The organism is Caulobacter sp. NIBR1757 (assembly GCF_027912495.1).
Taxonomy (GTDB): domain Bacteria; phylum Pseudomonadota; class Alphaproteobacteria; order Caulobacterales; family Caulobacteraceae; genus Caulobacter.
Genome location: NZ_CP115463.1, coordinates 427968 through 449041 on the forward strand (window position 1 = coordinate 427968; position 21074 = coordinate 449041).

Here is a 21074-nt window from a genome sequence, read left to right on the forward strand (position 1 = left end):
TTTCATTGATCACGTGATACCGGGGGCCCTCGCCTCTGGCCCGCCAAGTCTTCAACGTTCCGGGCGTGCACCCAATGTATTCCGCGGCCTTCCGGCTGTCCCGCCAAGGGCTTTGTTGCTGGCCGTGGAAGGCCTCCGAAACCGCTTCGCGCACGGTCAACTTAACTTCATCGATCATTTCGGCCGTCATTTGGGCATGGCTCCTCAATCCCGCGCGGACGCAGGCTCGTTAAGACGCTGTCTGGGTCTGTCTGAGTGAGGAGGCCGAGGCCCGAAGGCCCCGGCTGCGCCCGTTGCTCGTTGGAGCCTCCCTCGGAACGCAATCATCGTGAGATCACAAAAACGCGCCGCGTAAACCCCTTACTTCTCATTCGCCGTCTCAGCCGCGGCGAACACGAGATCTTCCAGCGCGCGGGCGTGCGGCCTCAAGTGCTCGACCAAGTGTTCAGCGTGGACGTAGCCGCCAGAGGCCCCTGGAAGCCTCTGGCCGAGGAGCAGAGCGCTTTCGGCATAGGGCGCGCCGCTGCCGATGAACAGCGTTCGAGCGTGGTGGCGGTATTCGTGGGGGCTGGGCAGGTCCTTGCGTTGCTCCTTGGGCTCCACAATGCGCCCGCACTTGCTAGTCGCTGACGGCCACAGCCAGGGGCTGCCCAGAGGCTCATCGGCAGCGAGACGAGCCTCAAGGACAGCGGCCAGCTTCGGCCCGATGGGGAACATCATCTGCCCACCGGTCTTCATGTGCCGGAAGGTGATGATCCCTTTCGCCAAATCAACGTCGGAGCGCTTCACCTGGAGGATTGACGAGCGGCGAGCGCCTGTCAGCAGCATGGCCAGATGTAGGTCCCGGCGGATAGGCCCCAGTCTCTTCATTTCCGCCCACCAAGACGTAAGGTCCAGAGCCTGTACCTGCCTGCGGTTCGAAGTGGGCACCCGCAGAGCCGCGACCGGGTTTCCGCTGATCGTCTCGTCCATCCGCATCGCGGTATTGATCACTGCGCGTAGCGTTCTCATGGCGCATGACGCGGTCGTCTGGCCCCGCTGCTTCTTCAGTTGGTCATAGATTTCCCGCACCTCCGCTCGGGAGATATCGGTCACGGCCCGGCTCCGGAAGCGCACGAGGTATTTGTCGACGTGGTAGCGGTAGCTCTCCGACGTCGCCGGGCTGAACGTCTTTTCCGACAGATGGGCATCCAGCGCTTGTTTGAGCGTAATGCCGGTTTCGTCCGGGCCGGCGCTCGGATCAACGCCTGACTGAATTTGGCTCATCAGGGCTTTCGCCCGGCCTCGGGCGTCGCGCAGGCCGATGCGATCACAACGGTCGATCTTCACCCGAACGGTGCGGATGTGCCGACCGTTGCGCCGGACGTCGCCTTGAACCGCATAAGTCTTGGTCGTCTTGTGGCAAACGACCATCAGGCCTTTCACCTGCTCATCGCGCCATATCCCTGATCCAGCAGGGAGGTCGCGAATTCGCGCCTCCGTAAGGTTGACCACGGCCATAATGTCTCTCCCGACTAGCACCGTGAGCGCGCTTGGGAGCGCCTCACGGTGCTTAAGATGTCGGGTAAGTGGCTGATCGTACGCCACTAATCGGCTGTGACCGCCCAGGATCGCCAATCAATCCACGTCGAGTAGCGCCTTGGCGAGATTGACCTTCGCGGTCGGAATTTCCTTACTCTTCAGGATGCCTTCGTTCATCCACTCTGGAAGGATGAACCAGGTCGCGAGCCCTCGAGACTGCGGGTTGCCCACACCGTCATGAGCCTCGCTGCCGTTCCATCTGGCCGCGAGCACGCGGCCCTTGTCCCACTCACCGATGGCCAGAGAGTCGCCTCCGTCGCCGCTCTCGTACAGGACGTCGATCAGCTTCCAACGGTCGCGGGGCGAGTCGACATCGCGGGGATTTTTGTAAGCCATTCTGGTCTCCTTCGATCTAGGAGGAATGACATTAAGGGCGACGTCGGTCAATACGTAAAGTCTGACGTCAGGCTGACGTGGCCACGACGTCATCCATTCGAAAAAGTACCGGTCTAGGTACCGTAAGGGCATTGCCCGCCATCGCCCTAGGTTGACCGTGGATTAACCTAAACGCTTGTTCGGAAACGCAAATCACCGAGGACGGCCCCTTGGTCAACCGCGCAACACCCAGCTACGAATCTGAGGGTCGGACGTTCGAATCGTTCCGGGCGCGCCATTTTTCTTCAAGAATCCGCAGGCGTCTGCAGGCTAAGACGGAACAGCTTCTGGGCTGTTCCGAAATCTGACCTTGCCGCAAGTGTGGGCCAGATCAAGCATCTTGCGAAGCGAAGCAATGAAAGAGCGTTGGGATGCCGAACAGCTGGATCGACCAATTTGTCGAGTGTTTTAGCCCAACAGATGGCCGCCACCTCAATATTGAGCAGGCCTTCATTCTGAAACATGCAAAACAACCGACATCGATATTCAAGTTCCGGGCGGTGACGGACTACGCTCTCGCCAATCTCTCGGATGATACTGTCTGGTTGAATTCTCCGTCCAACTACAACGACCCGTTTGATTGCGCTGCGGCTTTGTCTCCATCCGACCTGATGAAAGCCAGCCTGAAAGACCCGCACGCGCCTATCCCGTTTGATGAAATCGCAGCGCGGATTGGTTCCGATCTTCTCAGCGAAGCTTTATCGGCCGACAATCCCCTGCGAGAAATCGCACATAGGCTCCTCAGCTCGGACCCCAAGATCGACCACACCAGAATTCCCGAGATGATCGAGGCCATTGAGCAGTCTTATATCGCCGTTAGCGCTCCATACCTAAGTCAAACGGTTTCTAAAATTAAGGATAGCCTAAAAATATGTTCCTTTTGCGCCACGAAGGAGCCGATCTTGATGTGGAGTCACTATGCTAACAACCATCGAGGCTTTTGCGTAGAGTATGCGACGGACGATCTTCACGATATGGCACGTCGAATGCTATTTCCGGTCATATATAGTGAAAAATTGTTCGATTCGACCCCTTATCATACCGCAGCAATGAAGGACCTCGAGAGCTTCAACAATCTGTACCCAATACTTCAGGCGTTGTACAAGGCTCCGGAGTGGGCTTATGAGCAAGAGTGGAGGTTGGTTTTTGCTGGTGGGGTTATTGCTGAAGAGATGAACTATTACATTGGAAGTCCCAAAGCGGTGTACTTGGGTGCGCGCATCAGCGATGAAGACCGGGACGGCGTGCTGGCTGTCTGCCGCCAGAGGCGAATCCCAGTCTCACAGATGAGGTTAGCCACCGACAAATTTCGGCTCGAGGCTACTCCCCGCCTTCTTTGAGCGGTCGATTTTGCTCTGGAGTGCTGCGGGGCGACTATTTCAGTTGCCTGCTTTGCCAGCGGCGCAGAGCGCAGGCTCACCCCGAAAACGGAAACGAAGACACGCTCTTCACCGTCTCCTCGACCAGCGGCGTCCGGTTGATCGGCGCCGCCGCCCTCTGTGGGCACTGCCGCCGCTCGCAGATCCGGCAGGCGGGGCCGACTTCGACGACGGCCGGGGCGGCCATGTCGAGGCCTCGGGTGTAGGTCAGTTTGGCGGCGTGCTTGAGTTCGCAGCCCAGGCCGATGGCCAGTTCGTCCTCCAGCCCGCCGAGCAGGCCGGCGACGCGGCGGACGGTGCGCGAAAGGGTGAAGTAGCGTTCGCCGTCGGGGGTCTCGATGACCTGGGTGACGATGCGGCCCGGGGTCTTGAAGCTGTCGTGGACGTTCCAGCGCGGGCAGGTTCCGCCGAACCTCGAGAAGGGGAAGGGGCCGCTGGCGTAGCGTTTGGAGATGTTGCCGGCCGCATCGACCCTGAGCATGAAGAAGGGGATGCCGCGCGCGCCCTGGCGAGCAAGCGTGGTCATTCGCTGGGCGGCCTGTTCGAAGCTGACCCCGAAACGGGAGCGGACCCGCTCGATGTCGTAGCCGGTCTCCTCCAGGGCGGCGAGGAACTTGCCGTAGGGCATCATCATGGCCCCGGCTACATAGTTGCCGAGGAAGACCTTCAGCTGCTGCCGGGTGGCGCGGTCGGGCGGCGAGAAGCGGTCGGCGATGGCGCTGATCGCCTCGCCGCTGGCCAGCAGGCCCAGCTGGTAGGCCATGGCGAAGGTGCGGCTGGCGGGGGCCAGGGTCTCGGCGATCAGCAGCTGCTTGCGGTGCTGGTCGTAGCGGCGCAGGGCCCCGCTCATCACCTCGACCGGCATGACCCGGGTCTTGACCCCGAACTCGCCGAGCAGGCGTTCGCGCACCGAAGGGGCGAGGTCGCGCTGGTCGGCGCCGATGGTCTTGAGCAGGTCCTCGGCCAGGATCTCGAGGTCGGCGAAGTGATTGCGCTGGGCGCTGACCAGGTCGCGGACCCAGTCGGTCGGGGTGGTGTGCGGCGCGGCCGGCAGGTCGTCGCGGCCCTCGAAGGCGGAGAGGTCGATCAGGTTGCCGCGGTCGAGATAGGCCCGGTAGAGGCGCACGAAGGCCTCGGCCAGGCTGGGCGACAGCTCGGCCACCTCGGCGGTCTCATGGCGGTTGATGGCCAGGTCGGCGAACAGGCGGTCGGCCAGCACCTCGTCGAGGCCGGCGCCAACGCCGTCCTCGTCGGAGGAGAGGGTGCGCAGGTCGAGGTCATAGGCATCGGCCAGCCGCAGCAGGACCTGGGCGGTGACCGGCCGCTGGTTGCGTTCCAGCAGGTTGAGATAGCTGGGCGAGACCTTCAGCTGCTCGGCCATGGCGGCCTGGGTGACGCCGAGGTCGCGGCGCAGGCGCTTGAGGCGGCCGCCGAGGAAGAGCTTCTTGTCTGACATCGCACTGTCACGTTGTCACAAAGTGACAAGCTCGACAATGTCAATTTACGACAAATGATCTTCAATAGGTTCGCCTCGTGGCCGGGCCTGTCGTTAGGTCGCGTCCAACGAGCCACCTTTCAGTTCCGGACGAGACCATGACCCGCAAGACCTACGCCGAACACCGCGACGCCCTCCTCCGCCGCTACCCCACCGGCCAGACCTCGGGCGGCGTCGGCATCGACGACATCGTCCAGCTGAAGATGCAGAACACCTTCTCGACGCACCTGGACATCGCCCGGTCGATGGCCGGCGTCATGCGCGCCGACATGGCCGAGTACGATCTGGACTCCAGCAAGTTCACCCAGTCGCTGGGCTGCTGGTCGGGCTTCCACGCCCAGCAGATGATCAAGTCGGTCAAGCGCCTGCGCGGCACCACCAAGGGCGCCTATGTCTATCTGTCCGGCTGGATGGTCGCCGGCTTGCGCAACCGCTGGGGCCATCTGCCCGACCAGTCGATGCATGAGAAGACCGCCGTCGTCGACCTGATCGAGGAGATCTACGTCTCCCTGCGCCAGGCCGACGAAGTGGCGATCAACGACCTGTTCAAGGGTCTGCGCGAAGCCCGCAAGGCCGGCGACGCCGCCGCCGAGAAGGCCGCCATCAGCGCCATCGACGGGTTTGAAACCCACGTCGTGCCGATCATCGCCGACATCGACGCCGGCTTCGGCAACGAGAATGCCACCTACCTGCTGGCCAAGGAGATGATCAAGGCCGGCGCCTGCTGCCTGCAGATCGAGAACCAGGTCTCCGACGCCAAGCAGTGCGGCCACCAGGACGGCAAGGTCACCGTGCCGCGCGAGGACTTCATCGAGAAGCTGCGCGCCTGCCGCCTGGCCTTCGAGGAACTGGGCGTCGACGAGGGCGTCATCGTCGCCCGCACCGACAGCCTGGGCGCCGGCCTGACCCAGAAGGTGCCGGTCAGCCAGCATCCGGGCGATCTGGCCAGCGACTACATCAAGTGGCTGAAGACCGAGGTCATCACCCAGGACAACCCCATCCAGGAAGGCGAGATCGCCCTCTACCAGGGTGGCGAGTTCGTCAAACCGGTGCGCATGCCGAACGGCCTGTTCGCCTTCCAGGATGGCACCGGCCGCCAGCGGGTGATCGAGGACTGCATCGCCTCGCTGACGCAGGGCGGCGCCGACCTGCTGTGGATCGAGACCGACACCCCCAACGTCGACGAGATCGCCTCGATGGTGAACGAAATCCGCGCCGTCGTGCCGAACGCCAAGCTGACCTACAACAACAGCCCGTCGTTCAACTGGACCCTCAACCTGCGCGGCCAGGTCCGCAAGGAATGGATCGCCAGCGGCAAGATCGCCGAGGACGCCTATCCCGAAGGCATCAAGCTGATGTCGGCCGATCTCGACACCGACGAACTGGGTCTCGAGACCGACCGCCGTCTGGCCGCCTTCCAGGCCGACATCTCGGCCCGCGCCGGGGTGTTCCACAACCTCATCACCCTGCCGACCTTCCACCTGACCGCCAAGTCGATGGACGAGCTCAGCCGTGGTTACTTCGGCGACGACCGCATGAAGGCCTACGTCAACTCGGTGCAGCGCGAGGAGATCCGCCGCGGCGTCTCGGCCGTGAAGCACCAGCACGAGGTCGGCTCCGACCTCGGCGACACCTTCAAGGAGATGGTCGCCGGCGAGCGGGCCCTGAAAGCCGGCGGCCACGCCAACACCATGAACCAGTTCGCCAACGCCTAAGGGCCCGCAACACAGGGAGACGACGATGACCAAGCAGCCTGCCTTCACCCCGGCCGCCATGCCGGACTCCAACAGCCGCGAACGCGCCATCGAGCGCATCGCCGAAGCCTCGCACCGCCTCAACGAAGCCGTGCGCCGGGCTCTGGACGCCGGGTATTCGGTCGAACTGGTCCGCGCCTCGCGCTGCCATGACGGCTCGGGCAACTGGGGCGACCAGATCGTCCCGACGATCCGGGAAAAGGACGTGGCTAGCGCCTGATCCCTGAGGTGACTGTCCTCCGGCGCAGCCGGATGACTGTCACCGTTCGCGCCAAACGGTGACAGTCACGCTGCGCGAGACAGTCACCCACCCCTGCCAACCCTCCCCCATCGAGGGGGAGGGCTTTCTACGGACGTGCTGCATGCCCCTCGACACCGCCGCCAACATCCAGATCACCGGTCCCGTCGAGGGCCGCGCGCATGAGATCCTGACCCCCGAAGCTCTCGCCTTCGTCGCCGACCTGCACCGCACGTTCGACGGTCGCCGGCGCGAGCTGCTGGCCGCCCGCAAGGCTCGCCAGGCGGCGTTCGACGCCGGCGCCCTGCCGGACTTCCTGCCGCAGACCGCCGCCATCCGCGCCGCCGACTGGACGGTCGCGCCGATCCCGGCCGATCTGCAGGACCGCCGGGTGGAGATCACCGGCCCGGTCGATCGCAAGATGATCATCAACGCCCTCAACAGCGGGGCGCGCGTGTTCATGGCCGACTTCGAGGACGCGACGGCCCCGACCTGGGCCAACCTGATCGAGGGCCAGGTCAACCTGAAGGACCGCTGGGCCGGCGCCCTGACCCACACCGACGCCAAGTCCGGCAAGTCCTACGCCCTGGGCCCCAATCCCGCGGTGCTGATCATCCGCCCGCGCGGCTGGCACCTGCCCGAACGCCATCTGCAGGTCGATGGTGAAACCGTCAGCGGCGCGCTCTTCGACTTCGGCCTCTACCTCTTCCACAATGCCAGGGCGGCGCTGGAGCAGGGCAGCGGTCCCTACTTCTACCTGCCCAAGCTGGAGAGCCATCTCGAAGCCCGGCTGTGGAACGACGTCTTCGTCCGCGCCCAGGCGATGCTTGGCCTGCCGAACGGCACGATCAAGGCCACCGTGCTGATCGAGACGATTCCCGCCGCCTTCGAGATGGACGAGATCCTCTACGAACTGCGCGACCACATGGCCGGCCTCAACTGCGGCCGCTGGGACTACATCTTCAGCGTCATCAAGCGGTTGGGGGCCAATCCGGCGTTCCTGACGCCGAACCGCTCGGCCATGGTCATGGGCCAGGCCTTCCTCGGCGCCTATTCGCTGAAGCTGATCCAGACCTGCCACCGGCGCGGCGCCTTCGCCATGGGCGGCATGGCGGCGCAGATCCCGGTCAAGGGCGACCCGGCCGCCAACGACGCCGCCTTCGCCCGCGTCCGCGCCGACAAGGAACGCGAGGCCGGCGCCGGCCACGACGGCACCTGGGTGGCCCATCCCGACCTGGTGCCGGTGGCGATGGAGGTGTTCGACCGCCTGATGCCGACGCCCAACCAGCTGGACCGCAAGCTGGCCGATCTGCGGATTACCCAGGCGGACATGCTGGAGCTGCACCAGGGCGGCCGGACCGAGGACGGCGTGCGCGAGAACATCCGCGTCGGCATCCGCTACACCCAGGCTTGGATCGAAGGCCGGGGCGCCGTGCCGCTCTACAACCTGATGGAAGACGCCGCGACCGCCGAGATCTGCCGCACCCAGCTGTGGCAGTGGGTGCGCCAGGAGGCGGCCCTCGACGATGGCCGCGACCTGACCTCGGAGCTGTTCGTCAGCCTGCTGACCGACGAGATGGCCGGCTTGCGCCGCGACTTCCCGTCCCCCCGCCTGGAGGAGGCGGCCCAGCTGTTCGTGCAGATGGTGCTGTCGGACGTGCTGGAAGAGTTCCTGACCCTGCCGGCCTATCAGTTGATCGACTGAGCGAATTCCAAAACTCCGATCATCCCGACGAAAGTCGGGACCCAGTGTCTCCCGGCGGATCCGAGTTCAGTACTGATCAGCGCCACCTCGTCATCGGGTTTGCCAGCTGGGTCCCGACTTTCGTCGGGATGATCGGGAGTAGGGGCGGCGCCTATTTCTTCTTCTTCGCCATATTCAGCTCCACCGCCGCCCGCACCAGCGCCTTGAACGCCGCCTCGTCGATCTCCGCCCCCTGCGGGATGTCGATCGCCCGGCGGGCATTCCCCTCCAGGCTGGCGTTGAACAGTCCCTTGGGATCCGGCAGCGAGGCCCCCTTGGCGAAGGTCAGCTTGACCGCCGCCTTGTAGACCTCCGCGGTGGTGAGGATGCCGCTGTGTTCGAACACCGGCACGCCGCGCCACTTCCAGGTCTCCTCGACCTCGGGATCGGCTTCATGGATCAGCTTGCGCATCCGGGCCAGCGTTTCGCCGCGCCAGTCGGGAAGGGACTCGATCTTCAGGTCGATCAGCTGGGAGGGTGTAGGTCCATCGGTCGTCATCGTCGCTTTCACATCTTCTCGCCAGGCAGGCTGGCGGCCTGTTTCACCCAGTCGCTGAACCGCGCCTCGTCCAGCTCTCCCTCGTGGATGTCGAGGTAGCGAACGTTTTTCTGTTTCGAGGTCCCGGGCGGCATCGGCTCCAGGGCCTCGCCCTTGAAGAAGGCCACCTTCACGTACCTTTTGAAGCAGTGGAAGCTGAGGAACCAGACGCCCTCCTCGACGCCATAGAAGGGCGAATTCCACTTCACCGCCTTCTTCACGCCGGGAACAGCCGCCTCGATCAGGGCGTCCAGACGCACTCCCAGCGGCTGCTGCCAATCCGGCATGGCGGCGATATAGGCCTGCACCGGGGCGTCGCCGTAGCCCTTGGGGATCTGCGGATTGCCGCCAGAGAGGCGTTTGGGCTCGCTCATGCCGTCCAGGACCTGTTCCAATTTACCCAGGAAGCCGGGCCAGCCCTGCAGGGCGCCGCCGAAGGCCTGGCGCTGCTTCGGCCGGAAGCCGGACTGCTCGACGCGCAGGTGCGTGCCGGCGGCGGTCGGGGTCAGGGTGAAGGTGACGACGCTGGTCAGGTCAAAGGCCGGGTCGTCGTGTTTGTGGTTCCAGCTGTAGGACAGGATGCGCCCGGGCTCGATGTCCAGCACCTCGCAATCCAGCACCCCGCCCCATTCGCCGCGCAGGGTGAAGCGGTGGCCGAGGGTCGGCGCGAAGTCGGTCTTCATCAGCCATGCCTCCATCAGGTGCGGCTGGGTCAGCGCCCGCCACAGCTTTTCCGGCGGGTGGCCGATGTCGCGCTCGACGACGACTGAGCGGGTCTGGGTCTCGCTCATTGGTCCATCCTGTTCAGCAGGTCTTCGAGGCCATCCAGCTTGCGATGCCAGAACCGGCGCATCTCGTCGGTCCAGTCGTTGAGGGCGGTCAGGCTGTCTGGCCGGGCGCTGTAGTGGGTGAGCCGGCCGTCCGGCCGGTCGCTGACCAGCCCCGCCGACTTCAGCACGCCCAGGTGCTTCGACACCGCCGGCTGTGAGACCCCGGCCCGGGCGGTGATGACGCCGACCGTCTGCTCCCCCTCGCGGCAGAGGCTCTCGAAGATCGCCCGCCGGGTCGGATCGGCGAGGGTTCGGAACAGCTGGTCGGTGACGGTCGACATCGAAAACGATAACTCGTTGGCTATAGGTTATCGATAACTTCCAGGCTATGGATCGTCAAGCGTGATTCCCGTCCGAACTTCTCCTAAGCTCAACCCATGCGGCGGCACTGGAAACAGCTCGTGGTCTATGGCTCGGTGCTCGGCGCCGGCGCGCTCGGCCTGCAGTGGATGGACTACAACCGTCTGGCCCGCGCCCATTCGACGGATTTCTACATCGTCCTGACGGCCTTCGGCTTCCTGGCCCTCGGCATCTGGGTCGGCGCCCGGCTGATCAGCGGACCCAGGCCCGCCCCGTTCGACGGCAACCCGCAGGCCCAGGCGGCGCTGGGCATCAGCGCCCGCGAACTGGCCGTGCTCAAGGAACTGGCGGCCGGTCACTCGAACAAGGAGATCGCCCAGCGGCTGCACGTCTCGCCCAACACGGTGAAGACCCACATCGCCCGCCTGTTCGAGAAACTGGAGGCCAGGCGACGCACCGACGCCATCGCCCGGGCCCGGGACCTGGGGCTGGTGCCGTAGAATCCTCCCCCGTTTACGGGGGAGGGGGACCGCGAAGCGGTGGAGGGGGCGAGGGCCGTGCGCGATCATAAAACGTGTAGCGACCGCCTAGGCTCGGTGGGCCCAGCGCGTTTCACTCGCCCCCTCCACCACGTGCGTATCCGCACGCGGTCCCCCTCCCCCGTAAAAAACGGGGGAGGATGGCGAAAATCACCCTTTCGGGCGATTGGCGAACCCGGTTCCCCGACGCCTGATGAGCGCCTAACCTCAAGCCCAAGGGGAGGCTCACATGCTTCGCAGGATTCTGTTTTTCGGCGCCATCGCAGGCGTCATCGCCGGCGCGCCCATGCTGGTAATGACGGCTATTTCCGGCGGCAAGACGCTGTACGAAGGCGGCGTCTATCTCGGCTACGCCACCATGCTGGTCGCGCTCAGCACGGTGTTCGTCGCCATCAAGCGCAGGCGCGATGTCGAGGGCGGCGGGGTGATCCGGTTCTGGCCGGCGGTCGGCCTGGGCCTCGGCATCAGCCTGGTGGCCAGCCTGTTCTATGCGGCCGCCTGGGAGCTGACCCAGGCCATGAGCCAGGTCGATTTCTCGACCGTCTATGCCGACAATCTGCTGGCCGACCTCAAGGCCAAGGGCGCACCGCCCGAGAAGATCGCGTCCACCGCCGCCGAGATGGCCAGATGGGCCGAACTGTACAAGAATCCGCTGATCCGCATTCCGATGACGATGAGCGAGATCCTGCCGGTCGGGGTGCTGGTGACGTTCGTTTCGGCCGCCCTGCTGCGCAACAGCCGCTTCCTGCCGGCGCGCCAGGCCGCCGCCTGATCGGTCAACCAAAAGCCGGGTTTGTGCGTATCTATGGGACCACCCTGAAGGATACGCGCATGCTCCGACGCTTGATGATGGCGGCCCTTGCCGGTCTGGCCCTGCTGGTCCCGGCCAGCGTGATGGCCAAGCCCCTGCCGAAGACGGCCGTCGCGGTGTTCGCCGGCGGCTGCTTCTGGTGCATGGAAAACGACATGCGCGGCATCCCGGGCGTCATCAAGGTCGAGTCCGGCTACACCGGCGGCCATGTGAAGAACCCGACCTACCGCGATGTCACCGGCGAAAAGTCCGGCCACTACGAGGCGGTGCGGGTGACCTACGATCCGGCCCGGTTGCAGTACGACTATCTGCTTTACCGCTACTGGCGGCTGGTCGACCCGACCGACACCGACGGCCAGTTCTGCGACCGGGGGCCTTCCTACCGGCCGGCCGTCTTCGTCGCAGGCGCGGAGCAGCGGAAGATCGCCGAAGCCTCGCGCGCTGCCGCCGGCAAGCGGCTGAAGCGCGGCAAGATGGCCACCCCGATCCTCGACCTTGGCCCCTTCTGGCCGGCCGAGGCCTATCACCGCGACTACGCCAAGCGGAACGCCGCCGACTACCATGCCTACCGCGCCGCCTGCGGGCGTGACGCGAAGCTGCGGGCGGTGTGGGGGAACTAGAGGCGGTTGTCGCCGGCCCCGCGCTGGAGTACAGCGCTTCCTGCGTATCCACTTTCCCAAGCCGACATGACCCTTGGTCTGACCCTCGCCGTCTTCTGCACAGCCGCCCTGACGGCTGTGTCGGCGCGCGCCATGACCATTATGATGTCGATTAAAACCCCCAAGCCAGGGACGGGACGGCGCGCGCCATAGCCAGCACGCCGACGGATCGCAAGATCGCACCCCGCTCCCTTCACAGGCAGCGGGGTTTTTTATTGCGCGCCGTCGGCCCTACCCAAGGACCGACACGATGACAGAGACCCTCTCCGATCCCGCCCCTTCCGATGCGGGCAGCCCCGCCCGGCTCGCCGGCCAGCGGTTCGCCCAGGCCCTCGCCTGGACCGACCTGATCGCCGTCACCGCCCGCGTCGAGGCGACCCTGCACGCGGCCGGCAGCCTGGAGGACCTGTTCGCCCTCGAGGCGGGACTGGGCGCCGGCTTTCCGGAGCGGCCGCCGGTCTGCGAACTGATGTGGGCCGGCGAGGCGGCCGATATCGAGCCCTGCGGCCTGCGCCTGGCCGCCTTCGACGACGCCGGCCGGGTCCTGCTGCGCAAGAGCTACCTCGTTGGTGGGGCCGACCATGCCGGATGACGCCAAACCGCTCAAACCGCCCTGCGCGGCCGGCCGGCTGCACACCTTCGTCGTCGATGTGCATGAAGAGCCCGACACCCTGATCCGGGTGCTGGGGCCGTTCGCCGTGCAGGAAGCGCGGATCACCGGCATCCGCCTGGACCCCGGTCCCGCCGGCCTGTCGATCGCCATCGAGGCTGCCGGCGTCAGTCCCGAACGGGCGGAGCTGATCGCCCGCCGGCTGGACGGGCTTGCGGCGGTGCGCCGGGTCGGGCTCGGTTGGCGCTCAGACCCCTATGCGTTGCCAAAAGAAACGGGCTAGTCTGACATCATGGACAAGCCGGCCGCCGACATCGCCCCCGCTTTGACGCCGGTGTTCAATCCGGGCGCGATCGCATCACCGCCGATGCCGGCCAATCCGCTGCTGACCGCGCCGGTCGCCTCGACCCTGGTCAAGCTGGCGGCCCCCAACCTGCTGGGCATGATCGCCAGCACCGCCGTGTCGATCGCCGAGACCGCCTACCTCGGCCATCTGGGCGCCGAGCCCCTGGCGGCGGCGGCGCTGGTGCTGCCCTTCATCATGCTGATGGGGATGATGAGCGCCGGGGCCATGGGCGGCGGCGTCTCCTCGGCGATCAGCCGGGCGCTGGGCGGCGGCAATTTGCAGAGGGCGCGGGATCTGGCCCGCCATGCCCTGGTCATCGGCCTGGCCATGGGCCTCGGTTTCACGGTGGTCCTGAGCCTGCTGGCCGGACCGCTGTTCCATCTGCTGGGCGGGCGGGGCGAGACCCTGCGGCTGTCGGTCGCCTATGGCAGCGTTGTCTTCCTGTCGGTCTGGCTGATCTGGCTCAGCAACATGTTCGCCTCGGTGCTGCGTGGCTCGGGCGACATGGTCCGCCCGTCGGTGGCCCTGATGTCGATGGCCGCGCTTCAGGTGGTGCTGGGCGGCAGCCTCTGCTTCGGCTGGGGCCCGGCGCCGCAACTCGGCATCGTCGGCGTCGGCCTGGGCCAGGCCATCGCCGGGGCGCTGGGCGCCGCTGTGATGTTCCTGATGCTGCGATCGAAGGGCGCCAAGGTTCCGCTGACCGTGCGCGGGCCGCTGCGGCGCGAGCTGTTCGCCGACATCCTGAAGGTCGGCGGGCCGGGCATGCTGTCGCCGATCCAGACGGTCGGGGCCATCCTGGTCATCACTGCCATCGCCGCCCGCTTCGGCACGGCCACGCTGGCCGGCTACGGCATCGGCTCGCGGCTAGAGTTCCTGTTGGTGCCCATCGCCTTCTCGGTCGGGGTCGCCTCCCTGCCAATGGTCGGCCTGGCCATCGGGGCCGGCGACGTGGCCCGGGCCCGCAAGGTGGCCTGGACGGCGGGGGCCATCGCCGCCGCGGGCCTCGGCTCGCTGGGCCTGCTGCTGGCCATCTTCCCGCAGCTGTGGGTCGGCATCTTCACCCGCGATCCCGGGGTTCAGGCGGCCTCGGCCCTCTACCTGCGCTTCGTCGGTCCGGCCTTCATCTTCTTCGGCCTGAGCCTGGCGCTCTACTTCTCCAGCCAGGGGGCGGGCAAGGTCTGGGGCCCGCTGCTGGCCGGCACCGGCCGGCTGGTGCTGATCGCCGTCGGCGGCTGGATGCTGATCCAGTTCGACGCCCCCAGCTGGGCCCTGTTCGCCCTGGTGGCGGCCGGCATGGTGACCATGGGCGTGCTGACGGCGGGCGCCATCGCCCTGACGCCCTGGGGGCCTCAGCCTTCCCGCGACAAGGTGACGTAAAGCTCCTGCTCGATCACCCACTGGCCGGTCATCTTGCGCCAGACGGCCAGGTAGTCGCCGGCCAGGGTCTGGTCCTTCCAGCGCCCCACCCAGGTCCCGCGCTCGGCGGCGCGGGCGTCGTCCATGTCGACCGTTATCTGGGCGGGCGTCCGTTCATAGGTGATGAAGTCCGGGTCGGCGAACTGGGCGGCGAAGGCCTCGACGATGCGCCTCACACCGCTGATCAGGCCGCCCTCGCCGCCGATCAGGTTGGCGTCGGCCACGAAGAACGGGGCCAATCGCTGCGCCTCATGGGCGGCGATGAATTTGTTGGTCAGGCGGCGGCGGGCGCGGATGGCGTCTTCGCTGGAGGGCATGGCCCCAGACTAGCGCCTGGAGCCCTCAGCGGCGAGCGGCGGCGGCCTTGAGATCGGCGAGCATGGCCGGGGTCAGAACCCAGGGCTCGACCAGGTAGCGATAGGCCAGCCGGGCCGGTTGCGAGACCAGGCGGAACAGCCACTCGAGGCCGAGGCGCCCCATCCAGCGCGGCGCGGCGACCTGCACGCCGGCCTCGTAGTCGAAGGCGGCGCCGACCGGGAAGAAGACACCCCGGGCGATGCGGCGGCGGTTCTCGGCGATCCACTGCTCCTGCCGCGGCATGCCCATGCCGACCAGGATGATGTCCGGCCCGAACTCGGCGATGGCCCGCAGGACAGCGTGGTTCTCCAGCCCCTGAACGTTGAAATAGCCGTGGTGCTCGCCCAGCTGCACGTCCGGATGCCGCTCGAGGATGGCCTGCCGCGCCTTGGCGCCGACACCCGGCGCGCCGCCGACGTGGAATACCCGCCAGCCGCATTCGGCCGCCCTGGCCCAGAAGTCCTCGCGCCAGTCGAGGTAGGTGGAGCGATGCTCGCGGTCGACCTCGAGGCCGACCAGTTTCGCCCAGGCGATCATCGGCACGGAGTCGATCTGCACCAGGTCGGCGTCGTCGAAGAAGTCGCGCAGTTCCGGTTTGGTCGCCAACAGCGCCAGACTATGCAGATTGTGGTTGGCGATGACCGCCGTGCCGCCGCCGGCCACGAAGGCCTCCGTCGCCGCCAGCATGCCGGCGGGCGTCAAGGCATCGACTTCGCCGCCCAGAAGACGGAGACGATGGGTTTGCAGGGGCAGGGCGTGTTCCATGGACCACCGTTCTAGGGGGTCTCGCTTTCAACGCGGTTAGGAGGCGTGGTTAAGCAGGCGTCACCGGAACTTCAGTTTCAGGCCCAGGATCACCGCCGACAGCACCAGGCAGACAGCGTTCGACAGCACCACCGGCCAACTGCCCGACATCGCGCCATAGGTCGTCCAGAGGACAAACCCGGTCACCGTCAGGGCGAACATGTTGAGGGACACCGACGAGGCGTCCTTCTCCTTCCAGATCTTGAAAATCTGCGGCGTGAAGCTGGTCATGGAACACAGCGCCGCCCCGACGCCCACGGCGTTTATCCAGACCTTGTCCATACGGGCCGGAACGCGGGGAGACCCCCGCCGTTCCGAACCCGCCCTAGAACATCATCCGGCCGGCCAGACGCAGGTTGTAGCGGTCCTCGCCCTCGGCGGTTTCCAGGTCGCCTTCGACGGCGACGTAGGACATCGGCGTGCCAGCCTTCAGGGAGAAGCCGATGATCGCCGCGCCCTCGCCCGGTTCGGTGGCGACCAGGGTGAAGGGGCTGCCGCCGTTGAAGTAGGCGACGGTATCGCCGATTTCGCCGGCCAGATGCTGGCGGTAGCCGATGCGCAGTTCCGGACGCCACCAGTTGTCGCGACCGAAGGTGGCCCCGAAGGCCAGTTCAGCGGCGGCCGACAGGCGGCTGCTGGTGCGCTCGTCGACGGTCAGACCGAGTCCGACATCGCCGTCCTCGTCACGCTCGCCTTCCGACAGGTAGATGTAGTCGAGGCTGACCTGCGGGCGGACGTAGAAGCGACCGAAACGGGCTTCGTAGGCGACCATGGCGTTGGCCGAGCCGGTGAAACCGCCCCAGTTGGCGGAGGCCTCGCGGATCACGCCGGTGTTGGTCGAGGTGACCGGGTCGATGAACCGGCGCTCGCCCTCGAACCAGCCGTAGCCGGCCGCGCCGCGGGCCGCGAACAGCCAGCCGCCGATGTTGCGCCGGTAATAGACGCCGGCCTCGAGCAGCGAGACGTTGGTCTGTTCGCCGATCTGGGCGACGTCGTCCTTCTCTTCGGCGTTCATGTAGGCCAGGGTGGCGCCCAGCGCGCCGCCGTTGTCGTCCATGCTCTCGTAGCCGGCGATGAAGCCGAAGGCCTTGGTTTCCGAACCGATGGAGATGCCGGTCTCGCGCAGCACGCCGACGTTGATCTCCTGCACCCAGACGCTGTCGGGACCGTATTTCTGGCCCATGTCAGGACGGGTGGCGGTCAGGCGGAAGAGGGCCTGGGTGGCGTTGTCGAGCGCCGAGAAGAGACCCTCGCCCTGGTCGGGCAGCAGTTGGTCGTAGAGCCGCAGGAAGTCCTTCTTGTTGGTCGCGCTGAGGAAGGCGTCGGCCAGTTCGTCATCGGCGAACAGCGCCTGGTAGACCGCGTCCAGGGCCGAACCCTGGTTTTCGGTGAGGCCCATCTCGGCGGCGTTGCGGCGGGCGATGGTCAGATAGACCTCGCCCAGGCCCGTGTTGGCCGTGGCGGTGATGTTGTAGAAGTAGGGGCGGTTCTCGGCCAGGGCGTCGGTGTTGACGGTCCCGAAGGTCAGGGCCCCGGCCTTGACGATGGTGTACTGGCTGCCGACGCCGATGTCGGAGTCGATCAGGCTGGTCAGTTCGAAGCCGATGGTCGAGCCGTTGGCGAAGCTGGCGGTGTCCATCTCGAACACCGTGTTGGTCCGACCGGCCGCGCCCTCCGGATCGATGGTCACGAACAGCTCGCCGTTGGCGGCCACGGTCAGGGCGTCGCCGCGCACCACGCTGGTGTTCACGGCGGTCAGGCGACCGTCGTTGATGGCGATGGTCAGCTGGTCGTCGAGGTTGGCCTCGGTGTAGCGATCGTTGCCGGTCGTCTCGTTGATCGCCTTCAGGTTCAGGACATCGCCCTTGGCCTGGGCCCCGCCGCTGATCGTCAGGCTGTCGGCGCCGAGCCCGAAGGACATGGCGCCGATCAGGCCGCCGTTGCTCAGGGTCAGGCTGTCATTGCCCGTGCCGAACAGAATGTCGCCGACGATGACCGGTTCGTCGCCATCGTCGATGCCGTCTTCGTCCTGATCGGCGTCGTCGATCTCGTCGTCGCCGTCGTCGCCGTCCGGGCCCTTGTCGGCCAGGGTGACGGCGACACCGGCGGTGTTGTTGCGCAGGTCGATGGCGATCGCCCGGCCGTTGATCGCCTCGTTGTTGGGGTCGAGGTCGTCGTCGTCGCCGTCGTCGGCGTCGTCGTTGCGGACGATGGAGGCGAGGACGGTGCCGGTGATGTTGATGGTCTGCAGGGTGCCCGAGGCGTCGCGGATGGCGATGGCGCTGGCGTTTTCGCCCGAGCCGGTGGCCGAGACGAAGCCGCCGATGTTGAGCAGCGGGGCGGTGGACTCGGCGCTGATGTCGATGGCGACCGCTTCGACCGCCGTTTCGTTGACCAGGCTGGCCGAGGTCGTCGAGGCGACCGCGACGATGGCCCCATCGATCAGGAGCTCATCGGCATCGACATCGCCGCGCAGCCACAGGGCATGGGCGTTGTTGTTGTAGGCGCGGACGGTGACGCTGCCGTCGATCCGCACGCCGCCGTTCATCTCGACGTGATAGCCGGCCTGTTCACCGGCGTCGGTGAAGTCGCCATCGCTGTTGAGATCGACGGGCGCGCCGATCTGGATGGCCGTCGCGGCGACGTTGTCATAGATGCCATCGGCGCTCACCGAGCCACCGATGATCAGGCCGAAGTCCTTGTTGCCGCCGGCGTTGGTCCCGACGTTGCCGATGGTCACGGTCTCGGTGTTCGAGGCGATCAACAGGGCCGGCGCGCCGCCGAACACGGTGATGCTTCCGACGCCCTCGTTGCCGTCCGGGATGCCGTCGTTGTCGTAGTCGGTGTCGTCGGTGTCGAGGACGCCGTCGTTGTCGTCGTCGGTGTCGGCGGTGTCGAGCTGGCCGTCGCCGTCGTCGTCGTCGTCGGTGACGTTGGGCTTGCCGTCGCCGTCGAGGTCGTATTCGGCGCTGTTGAACGGCAGGGCAACCTGAATGCCGCCGGTGACGTTGCCGCTGACGCGGACCCCCGGGCCGCCCTGCAGCAGGTCGTCGGCGTCGAGGTTGTCCCGGGCTTCCTGGCTGAAGGGCCGGCTGGTGTAGCGATAGCCGCTGGCCGACACCCCGCCGCTGATCACCAGGCCGGCCGGATTGACGCCCGTGCCGATGTCGCCGGAGACGTCCACGCCCACGGCGTTCTCGCCCGACACGTTGACCGAACCGGAGACGAAGACGCCGTTGGCGCGCTGCAGGGCCGTGGCCCCGCCCGTCACATCGCCGGCGACGCGGATGCCGACGGCGTTGTCGCCGACGACGCTGATGGCGCCAAAGCTGCGGAGGAAGCCATCGACGTTGCTCTCGACGCTGATGCCGGCCGAGTCGTTGCCGACGACGATGATGCCGCCGCTGTTGAGGATGTTGCCGGTCAGGCCGCCGCCGCCGATCACGCGGATGCCGTAGCGGCCGGTTCCTTCGGCGAACTCGCCGTCCTCGTCGCCGTCCTTGTCGTCGTCCTTGGGCGTGTAGTCGTCGTTGTGGTTGATGGAGCCGGTGTTGGTCAGGTTGCCGGTGATCGGGCCGCCGGTGGTGTCGATCAGGATGCCGACCGCGTTGTCGACCGCCTTGGTCGTGATCGAGCCGGCGTTGTCGACGCTCTTGGCGGGGGCGTTCATGGTGATGGCCGGGCCGCCGGTGGTCAGCTCGAACTTGCCGGCGTTGGTCACCTTGATGTCATCGGCCGCGCCGTTGTTGACGGTGGCCGTGGAAACCCCTGTGGTGCGGGTATTGCTGATGGTCGTCTCGGCGAAAGCCGAGCCGGCGAACAGCAGGAGCGGAGCGACCGCCACCGTGGCGATCAGACGCTTACGAACCATGGGTATTTCCCCGCAACCAGATCAGACTCTTCCGTCACTCCCCGATGCGGCGAAAATGCGTCAAGGTTCAACGCACTGTCCTCTTCGGAGAGCCCAACCCGTCTATCGCAAGGTTCAAGAGGGCGCCACACGAACGTGCAACATTGGCGCAATCGAATCGCCGAATCGAGGCTGTTGATGTCGATCCTGAAGGCCCTGTGGCCGCTCCGCACCGCGGAGGCGCCGGCCGCGGAAGAGCCGCCGCCGCCGGCGGCCGTCCGCGCCGCTGACGTATCGCAGGGTCCCTTCCGCGCCCTGGTCGAAAGCCTGCCCGATCCGGTGCTGGTCATCGAGGGCGACCCGGACGAGCCGGCCTCACGCCGCATCGTCTTCGCCAACGCCGCCGCCCGCGACCTGCTGCCCGGCCGGCTGGAGGGCATGCGGCTGGTCACCGCCCTGCGCAATCCCGAACTGCTGGAGGCGGTCGATGAAGCCCTGCTCGGGGCCCCGGGCTCGGCCCAGATGGAGGCCGGCGGGGCGCAGGAGCGGATCTGGGCCGTGCAAACGCGGCCTTTGGGCCAGGGAAACTTCGGCCGGCTGGCCCTGCTGACCCTGCGCGACGAGACCGACGTGCGCCGGGCCGAACGCATGCGGGTCGACTTCCTGGCCAACGCCAGCCACGAGCTGCGCACGCCGCTGGCCTCGCTGTCGGGCTTCATCGAAACCCTGCGCGGCCACGCCAAGGACGACGAGCAGGCCCGCGAGACCTTCCTCGGCATCATGCAGGCCCAGGCCGAGCGCATGCGCCGGCTGATCGACGACCTGATGAGCCTGTCGCGCATCGAGCTGAACGAACACATCGCGCCGGAGGGCCGCCTCGACCTGGCGCTCGCGGTCACCGATGTGCTCGACGCCCTGGTGCCCCTGGTCCGCGAAAAGAATCTTTGCGTTTCGACACAGATGCCCGCCCGCGGGGCCGCCGACATCGACGGCGACCGCGACCAGATTCTGCAGGTCATCCAGAACCTGGTTGAAAACGCCGTGAAATATTCCGGCAACGAAGGCGCCCTGAGCATCACCGTCAGCGCGCCGGTGGCCGACGATTCGACCACCCCGGCCCTCGATCCGGCCGCCACCCGCATCACCCTGCTGGCCCCCGACCGGCCAGCGGGACGGCGATTCGCCCTGCTGCGGGTCACCGACCAGGGGCCCGGCATCCCGCGTGACCGCCTGCCCCGGCTGACCGAGCGATTCTATCGCGTCGAAGGCCAGAAGAGCGGCGGGACCCGACCCGGCACCGGGCTGGGCCTGGCCATCGTCAAGCACATCGTCAACCGGCACCGGGGCGGCATGGCCGTCGAAAGCGCCGAGGGACGCGGCGCCAGCTTCAGTGTCTGGCTGCCGCTCGCCGAGAAGGAAGCGACATGATCGACCGGCGCGCGTTTGGA

Annotated in this window: 21 protein-coding genes; 11 read left to right on the forward strand and 10 right to left on the reverse strand. The window is 66.6% G+C overall.

Features of this window, described 5'->3' with window-relative positions; genetic code table 11:
- Positions 1 to 360: 360 nt before the first annotated feature.
- A complete protein-coding gene (locus tag O5I81_RS02140) occupies positions 361 to 1500 on the reverse strand; it encodes a tyrosine-type recombinase/integrase (protein ID WP_271067294.1) in 1140 nt (379 codons plus the stop codon).
- 117 nt (positions 1501 to 1617) lie between these two features.
- The gene (locus O5I81_RS02145) at positions 1618 to 1917 is read right to left on the reverse strand and encodes a hypothetical protein (protein ID WP_271067295.1); all 300 of its coding nucleotides are present in this window, start codon (positions 1915 to 1917) and stop codon (positions 1618 to 1620) included.
- A gap of 410 nt (positions 1918 to 2327) precedes the next feature.
- Between O5I81_RS02145 and O5I81_RS02150 the strand changes: the two genes are divergently transcribed.
- The gene (locus O5I81_RS02150) at positions 2328 to 3296 is read left to right on the forward strand and encodes a DUF2971 domain-containing protein (protein ID WP_271067296.1); all 969 of its coding nucleotides are present in this window, start codon (positions 2328 to 2330) and stop codon (positions 3294 to 3296) included.
- 76 nt (positions 3297 to 3372) lie between these two features.
- Here the strand turns inward: O5I81_RS02150 and O5I81_RS02155 are convergent, their stop codons facing one another.
- A complete protein-coding gene (locus O5I81_RS02155; RefSeq protein WP_271067297.1) occupies positions 3373 to 4791 on the reverse strand; it encodes a short-chain fatty acyl-CoA regulator family protein in 1419 nt (472 codons plus the stop codon).
- 137 nt (positions 4792 to 4928) lie between these two features.
- Here O5I81_RS02155 and O5I81_RS02160 point away from each other — a divergent pair, with 137 nt between their 5' ends.
- The 3 genes from O5I81_RS02160 to aceB all read left to right on the forward strand — a co-directional run bounded on the left by O5I81_RS02160 (position 4929) and on the right by aceB (position 8527).
- On the forward strand, positions 4929 to 6545 hold the full coding sequence (locus O5I81_RS02160) for an isocitrate lyase (RefSeq protein WP_271067298.1): 1617 nt from the start codon (positions 4929 to 4931) through the stop codon (positions 6543 to 6545).
- Between the two features lie 25 nt (positions 6546 to 6570).
- On the forward strand, positions 6571 to 6804 hold the full coding sequence (locus O5I81_RS02165) for a hypothetical protein (protein ID WP_271067299.1): 234 nt from the start codon (positions 6571 to 6573) through the stop codon (positions 6802 to 6804).
- Between the two features lie 142 nt (positions 6805 to 6946).
- Positions 6947 to 8527 carry a malate synthase A gene (gene aceB, locus O5I81_RS02170; RefSeq protein ID WP_271067300.1) on the forward strand — a complete coding sequence of 527 codons (1581 nt, stop codon included), beginning with the start codon at positions 6947 to 6949 and terminating at the stop codon, positions 8525 to 8527.
- Positions 8528 to 8678: 151 nt separating this feature from the next.
- Here the strand turns inward: aceB and O5I81_RS02175 are convergent, their stop codons facing one another.
- The 3 genes from O5I81_RS02175 to O5I81_RS02185 are packed head-to-tail and all read right to left on the reverse strand — an operon-like array spanning position 8679 to position 10215.
- Positions 8679 to 9065, reverse strand: a complete 387-nt coding sequence (locus O5I81_RS02175) for a DUF1801 domain-containing protein (protein WP_271067301.1) — start codon at positions 9063 to 9065, stop codon at positions 8679 to 8681.
- A gap of 8 nt (positions 9066 to 9073) precedes the next feature.
- A complete protein-coding gene (locus O5I81_RS02180) occupies positions 9074 to 9895 on the reverse strand; it encodes an SRPBCC domain-containing protein (protein ID WP_271067302.1) in 822 nt (273 codons plus the stop codon).
- Positions 9892 to 10215: a metalloregulator ArsR/SmtB family transcription factor gene (locus O5I81_RS02185; RefSeq protein ID WP_271067303.1), complete on the reverse strand. Its 324-nt coding sequence runs from the start codon at positions 10213 to 10215 to the stop codon at positions 9892 to 9894. Before O5I81_RS02185 ends, O5I81_RS02180 begins: the two co-directional genes overlap by 4 nt.
- Before the next feature lie 96 nt (positions 10216 to 10311).
- On the opposite strand from O5I81_RS02185, the gene O5I81_RS02190 reads away from it, so the two are divergent.
- From O5I81_RS02190 to O5I81_RS02215, 6 genes are all read left to right on the forward strand, one after another.
- A complete protein-coding gene (locus tag O5I81_RS02190; protein WP_271067304.1) occupies positions 10312 to 10734 on the forward strand; it encodes a response regulator transcription factor in 423 nt (140 codons plus the stop codon).
- Between the two features lie 268 nt (positions 10735 to 11002).
- Positions 11003 to 11545, forward strand: coding sequence for a DUF4199 domain-containing protein (locus O5I81_RS02195; protein ID WP_271067305.1), 543 nt, complete (start codon positions 11003 to 11005; stop codon positions 11543 to 11545).
- A 59-nt stretch (positions 11546 to 11604) separates the two neighbouring features.
- Positions 11605 to 12204, forward strand: a complete 600-nt coding sequence (msrA, locus tag O5I81_RS02200; RefSeq protein ID WP_271067306.1) for a peptide-methionine (S)-S-oxide reductase MsrA — start codon at positions 11605 to 11607, stop codon at positions 12202 to 12204.
- A gap of 289 nt (positions 12205 to 12493) precedes the next feature.
- On the forward strand, positions 12494 to 12835 hold the full coding sequence (locus tag O5I81_RS02205; RefSeq protein WP_271067307.1) for a hypothetical protein: 342 nt from the start codon (positions 12494 to 12496) through the stop codon (positions 12833 to 12835).
- The gene (locus O5I81_RS02210) at positions 12825 to 13136 is read left to right on the forward strand and encodes a hypothetical protein (protein ID WP_271067308.1); all 312 of its coding nucleotides are present in this window, start codon (positions 12825 to 12827) and stop codon (positions 13134 to 13136) included. The genes O5I81_RS02205 and O5I81_RS02210 overlap by 11 nt, the downstream gene beginning before the upstream one ends.
- A 9-nt stretch (positions 13137 to 13145) precedes the next feature.
- A complete protein-coding gene (locus tag O5I81_RS02215) occupies positions 13146 to 14576 on the forward strand; it encodes an MATE family efflux transporter (RefSeq protein ID WP_271067309.1) in 1431 nt (476 codons plus the stop codon).
- On the opposite strand, the gene O5I81_RS02220 is transcribed toward O5I81_RS02215, so the two are convergent.
- The 4 genes from O5I81_RS02220 to O5I81_RS02235 are packed head-to-tail and all read right to left on the reverse strand — an operon-like array spanning position 14549 to position 19647.
- Complete coding sequence (locus O5I81_RS02220) at positions 14549 to 14932, reverse strand: DUF4440 domain-containing protein (protein WP_271067310.1); 384 nt, start codon at positions 14930 to 14932, stop codon at positions 14549 to 14551. The genes O5I81_RS02215 and O5I81_RS02220 overlap by 28 nt on opposite strands.
- Before the next feature lie 25 nt (positions 14933 to 14957).
- Positions 14958 to 15737, reverse strand: a complete 780-nt coding sequence (locus tag O5I81_RS02225) for a WecB/TagA/CpsF family glycosyltransferase (protein WP_271067311.1) — start codon at positions 15735 to 15737, stop codon at positions 14958 to 14960.
- A 60-nt stretch (positions 15738 to 15797) separates the two neighbouring features.
- On the reverse strand, positions 15798 to 16058 hold the full coding sequence (locus O5I81_RS02230; protein WP_271067312.1) for a SemiSWEET transporter: 261 nt from the start codon (positions 16056 to 16058) through the stop codon (positions 15798 to 15800).
- 43 nt (positions 16059 to 16101) lie between these two features.
- Positions 16102 to 19647, reverse strand: coding sequence for an autotransporter outer membrane beta-barrel domain-containing protein (locus O5I81_RS02235; protein ID WP_271067313.1), 3546 nt, complete (start codon positions 19645 to 19647; stop codon positions 16102 to 16104).
- Between the two features lie 177 nt (positions 19648 to 19824).
- On the opposite strand from O5I81_RS02235, the gene O5I81_RS02240 reads away from it, so the two are divergent.
- On the forward strand, positions 19825 to 21054 hold the full coding sequence (locus tag O5I81_RS02240) for an ATP-binding protein (RefSeq protein ID WP_271067314.1): 1230 nt from the start codon (positions 19825 to 19827) through the stop codon (positions 21052 to 21054).
- The last annotated feature ends 20 nt before the right edge of the window (positions 21055 to 21074 follow it).

What these genes read in the sequence shown, in the direction of transcription:
- O5I81_RS02230 (WP_271067312.1), bottom strand. Translation starts at nt 16,058, where the DNA reads ATGGACAAGGTCTGGATAAACGCCGTGGGCGTCGGGGCGGCGCTGTGT.
- O5I81_RS02180 (WP_271067302.1), bottom strand. Translation starts at nt 9,895, where the DNA reads ATGAGCGAGACCCAGACCCGCTCAGTCGTCGTCGAGCGCGACATCGGC.
- O5I81_RS02220 (WP_271067310.1), bottom strand. Translation starts at nt 14,932, where the DNA reads ATGCCCTCCAGCGAAGACGCCATCCGCGCCCGCCGCCGCCTGACCAAC.
- O5I81_RS02190 (WP_271067304.1), top strand. Translation starts at nt 10,312, where the DNA reads ATGCGGCGGCACTGGAAACAGCTCGTGGTCTATGGCTCGGTGCTCGGC.
- O5I81_RS02240 (WP_271067314.1), top strand. Translation starts at nt 19,825, where the DNA reads ATGTCGATCCTGAAGGCCCTGTGGCCGCTCCGCACCGCGGAGGCGCCG.
- O5I81_RS02205 (WP_271067307.1), top strand. Translation starts at nt 12,494, where the DNA reads ATGACAGAGACCCTCTCCGATCCCGCCCCTTCCGATGCGGGCAGCCCC.
- msrA (WP_271067306.1), top strand. Translation starts at nt 11,605, where the DNA reads ATGCTCCGACGCTTGATGATGGCGGCCCTTGCCGGTCTGGCCCTGCTG.
- O5I81_RS02235 (WP_271067313.1), bottom strand. Translation starts at nt 19,647, where the DNA reads ATGGTTCGTAAGCGTCTGATCGCCACGGTGGCGGTCGCTCCGCTCCTG.
- O5I81_RS02210 (WP_271067308.1), top strand. Translation starts at nt 12,825, where the DNA reads ATGCCGGATGACGCCAAACCGCTCAAACCGCCCTGCGCGGCCGGCCGG.
- O5I81_RS02185 (WP_271067303.1), bottom strand. Translation starts at nt 10,215, where the DNA reads ATGTCGACCGTCACCGACCAGCTGTTCCGAACCCTCGCCGATCCGACC.
- O5I81_RS02195 (WP_271067305.1), top strand. Translation starts at nt 11,003, where the DNA reads ATGCTTCGCAGGATTCTGTTTTTCGGCGCCATCGCAGGCGTCATCGCC.
- O5I81_RS02160 (WP_271067298.1), top strand. Translation starts at nt 4,929, where the DNA reads ATGACCCGCAAGACCTACGCCGAACACCGCGACGCCCTCCTCCGCCGC.
- aceB (WP_271067300.1), top strand. Translation starts at nt 6,947, where the DNA reads ATGCCCCTCGACACCGCCGCCAACATCCAGATCACCGGTCCCGTCGAG.
- O5I81_RS02215 (WP_271067309.1), top strand. Translation starts at nt 13,146, where the DNA reads ATGGACAAGCCGGCCGCCGACATCGCCCCCGCTTTGACGCCGGTGTTC.
- O5I81_RS02150 (WP_271067296.1), top strand. Translation starts at nt 2,328, where the DNA reads ATGCCGAACAGCTGGATCGACCAATTTGTCGAGTGTTTTAGCCCAACA.
- O5I81_RS02165 (WP_271067299.1), top strand. Translation starts at nt 6,571, where the DNA reads ATGACCAAGCAGCCTGCCTTCACCCCGGCCGCCATGCCGGACTCCAAC.
- O5I81_RS02225 (WP_271067311.1), bottom strand. Translation starts at nt 15,737, where the DNA reads ATGGAACACGCCCTGCCCCTGCAAACCCATCGTCTCCGTCTTCTGGGC.
- O5I81_RS02155 (WP_271067297.1), bottom strand. Translation starts at nt 4,791, where the DNA reads ATGTCAGACAAGAAGCTCTTCCTCGGCGGCCGCCTCAAGCGCCTGCGC.
- O5I81_RS02145 (WP_271067295.1), bottom strand. Translation starts at nt 1,917, where the DNA reads ATGGCTTACAAAAATCCCCGCGATGTCGACTCGCCCCGCGACCGTTGG.
- O5I81_RS02140 (WP_271067294.1), bottom strand. Translation starts at nt 1,500, where the DNA reads ATGGCCGTGGTCAACCTTACGGAGGCGCGAATTCGCGACCTCCCTGCT.
- O5I81_RS02175 (WP_271067301.1), bottom strand. Translation starts at nt 9,065, where the DNA reads ATGACGACCGATGGACCTACACCCTCCCAGCTGATCGACCTGAAGATC.